The following is a 2,561-nucleotide window of genomic DNA, read 5'->3' as shown; positions in this document are numbered from 1 at the left end:
AACGTGTCCCAGATGCGGCCCTGCAAGGGTGCCTGAGCAGCGGCTGCCGCCCGACCGGCCGCCCTGTCGGGCGGAAAGCTCCATTTCCCCGAAGCCCGGACCTATTTGGCGAGGCCAGGCCATGGGCGCCACCGATCGCTACGCGCTCCGGTCGGCATAGCGTCCCCGGACCGCCCGTGGCTGGGCATAAGCCGCCAATGACCGTTATCCGTTCCGGCCGTCTCAGCGGCCTCGTCCCGTCTGTGGCCGGGCACAGGCCGCCAACGACCACTACACCCTCCGGCCGGTTTGGCGTCCGAGGACCGTCTGTGGGCGGACACAAGCCGCCAACGATCGCTACGGGCTTCTGCCGTCAGGCGGCAGACGGACCGGCCGTGGCCGGATACGGGCCGCCACCGACGGCTACGGGTGGGTGATCACTGGCCTACTCGGCCGTCGACTCGCTCGCGCAGGAGGTCGGCGTGGCCGCAGTGTCGTGCGTACTCCGCGATCTGTGCCACCAGGACGTCGCGGAGCTTCTCCTCCCCGCCGGGTTCGGGGCCGAGTTCGTTGAAGCCGGCGTTTCGGGTGTCGAGGTCGGTGACGTTGGCCAGGTAGCGGTCGGTGAGTTCGATCTCTGCGCGCCACTGCCGCCAGGCGTCCTCCACGACCGCCGGGTCGGCGATCGCGCCGTTCCAGTCGCCGTCGCGGTCCTCTTCGGTGCGGTACAGCATCGGCGCGTTCTCACCGGCCATCACCCGGCGAAAGCGCCGCTCCTCCTCGGTCATGTGCCGCACCAGCCCGAGCAGGGACATCGTGGACGGCGGTACGGAGCGCAACGCCATCTGTTCGGCGTCCAGGCCCGCGCACTTCATTTCCAGAGTGAGTCGGTGGCCACGCAGGTGGTCGAGCAGCATGCCGCGTTCGTCGGTGATCGCGGTATCGGTCTCGCGCGGGTCGTCGGCCGGATCAACCCACATGTCGGCATAGACGGTTGACTGCGTCCACCGGGTCACTGCTGGTTCATTGCCGTGCTCACTCAAGTCCATGCGGGCATGGTCGCGAGCGTCGACACTGCCCGCCACCGAATATTGAGCATCTGCGCTGGTGAACAGCTCGGAGCGGACGAGTTCGAGGAGGCGGCCCAGCCAGTTGCGGCCGTCGGGGGCGTCTCGCCAGAAGGGGGAGATCGAGAGGCCGGTGTAGCTCAACCTCGCCTCTCCGGTGGAGAGAAGGACCTCCGCGAGGTCCGCGTGCTGGGCGAACTTCGCCCGGAGGAGATCCGTCATGACGGCGAGCTGCACGGCCGACGGTTGGGACGGTCCGGCGGTGAGGGCGGTGTAGGCCTCGTCGACGGACGGATGTGTCCGTCCGTCGATAGCGACTGGTGAGGGATATTCGTTGCGGAGGACGAACAGGCCGAGCGTCTCGGGCCAGCCGTCCTGCTCGTTGAGAGTGATGGTGGCGACCGGATCGTTGGCGTATCGGATCCGCTCGTCCGCCGCTGCTTCGTCGGCGCAGATGAAGTAGTCCAGCGTCTGCTGGTGCATGAAGGCCGTGACCACCGGGCCGTCGCCGTCCACGGGCTGCCCGATGTCCGTCGAGAGGACGCGCAGCGGGCGGTCCTGGCGGTCCATATCGCCAAGGACGTGGATACGGCGGTGTGGCGGGACCTTCAGATACGCCTCGCGCAACGCGATGCGGTGGGGCTCCGAAGGGGCGTCCCGGTAGCGACGGATCGCGTCCCAGCAGCGGTCCGTGCTGGTCGGGCGGCTGTTGAGGGCCTCGATCTGGTCGGCGATCTCGGACATGAACCCTTCGCGTGTCAGGGGCTCACCTCGGCGGGACCGCCATTTGGACGGTTCGACCGGCAGGTCGTGCGTGGTGGGATCCGTCGCCGAGATCCGGCCGGAGGCCAACTCGCGTTTCAAGCCTGCCATGTCGGTGAGTTCGGGGGAACCGATCGCTCCGTCCGCATAGACGAGCAGATCCTCGATGTAGTAGGAACCGCTCCACCCTCGACGCCACACATGGCGCCACACCCCGTCGATTCTCTCCCCGTCGACAACCCGGTACATAGGTCCCCGCCACGTCATGCGAGCACGTTATCCCTGCCGGTCCAGACCGTCCCACCGTGGATTCAATTCCTGCCATGGCGGTCCCCGCCCGGAGCCCGTAGCGGTTGGTGGCCGCCCGTGTCCGACCACAGACGGTCCTCGGACGCCATCCGGCCCGGTGGGTGTGGTGGTCGTTGGCGGCCTATGCCCGGCCACGGACGGTCTGCAGCCGCTGAGACCACCGGAGCGCGCAGCGGTTGGTGGCGGCCTATGCCCGGCCACGGGCGGTCCGCCTGTCGCCTGACGGCAGGAGCGCATAGTGGTCGGTGGCGGCCTATGTCCGGCCACGGACGGTCTGGAGACGCTAAACCGGCCGGAGCGCGTAGCGATTTGGGGCGCCTCATGGTCTGGCATGGCCAATTGAGCTGGGGCTTCGGGGAAATGGAGCTCTCCGCCCGACAGGGCGGCCGGTCGGGCGGGAGCCGCTGCTCAGGCACCCTCGCGTGGCCGCATCTGGGACACGTC

1 protein-coding gene and 1 pseudogene are annotated in these 2,561 nt (G+C 68.5%); both read right to left on the bottom strand.

Going from position 1 to position 2,561, the window contains the following annotated elements; translation table 11 throughout:
• Positions 1-416: 416 nt before the first annotated feature.
• The gene (locus ABT123_RS36645; RefSeq protein ID WP_351322777.1) at positions 417-1,028 is read right to left on the bottom strand and encodes a DinB family protein; all 612 of its coding nucleotides are present in this window, start codon (positions 1,026-1,028) and stop codon (positions 417-419) included.
• A gap of 459 nt (positions 1,029-1,487) precedes the next feature.
• Positions 1,488-2,057, bottom strand: a pseudogene (locus ABT123_RS36830) (DUF7639 domain-containing protein); the annotation flags it as partial.
• Positions 2,058-2,561: the final 504 nt, after the last annotated feature.

It is taken from the genome of Streptomyces sp. NPDC002054 (assembly GCF_040296685.1).
Lineage (GTDB): Bacteria > Actinomycetota > Actinomycetes > Streptomycetales > Streptomycetaceae > Streptomyces.
Note: the sequence above shows the minus strand (reverse complement) of the source record. Positions and strands in the feature narration are given on the sequence as shown.